The organism is Marinobacter salinexigens, from assembly GCF_008370345.1.
Classification (GTDB): Bacteria; Pseudomonadota; Gammaproteobacteria; order Pseudomonadales; family Oleiphilaceae; genus Marinobacter; species Marinobacter salinexigens.
In genome coordinates this window covers 1-561 of sequence record NZ_VTUU01000087.1, presented here as the reverse complement: position 1 = coordinate 561, position 561 = coordinate 1, and the positions used below count along the sequence as shown (strand labels likewise).

The 561-nt window shown below is 66.7% G+C and carries 1 protein-coding gene; it reads left to right on the top strand.

The annotated features are described in order from the left end of the window. Positions 1-117: 117 nt before the first annotated feature. Positions 118-561 (top strand): aquaporin (locus FWJ25_RS20785; protein ID WP_188093685.1); only part of this gene is annotated, 444 nt, incomplete at its 3' end.

Genomic DNA, 561 nt, shown 5'->3' with positions numbered 1-561 from the left:
CACACCGCTGCTTCAAGAAACCACCGAGAGCCCAACCGCACAGGCAGGAGAGAGAGCAGGGAGCCAGGGACAGTAGCGTGGGGCCGGGGAGCAAAGATGGAGGGGAARGAGGAGGACGTGCGCCTGGGCGCCAACAAGTTCTCGGAGCGSCAGCCCATCGGSACGGCGGCGCAGGGCGCCGGGGCCGGGGACGACGACAAGGACTACAAGGAGCCCCCGCCGGCGCCGCTGTTYGAGCCCGGGGAGCTCAAGTCCTGGTCCTTCTACCGCGCGGGCATCGCCGAGTTCGTCGCCACCTTCCTCTTCCTCTACATCACCRTCCTCACCGTCATGGGCGTCTCCAAGTCCACCTCCAAGTGCGCCAGCGTCGGCATCCAGGGCATCGCCTGGTCCTTCGGCGGCATGATCTTCGCCCTCGTCTACTGCACCGCCGGCATCTCCGGCGGGCACATCAACCCGGCGGTGACCTTCGCCGCCGCCGTCCTCTACAACCAACACGATGCATGGAAAGACCATTGGATCTTCTGGGTTGGACCGCTGATCGGGGCGACGGTGGCGGCG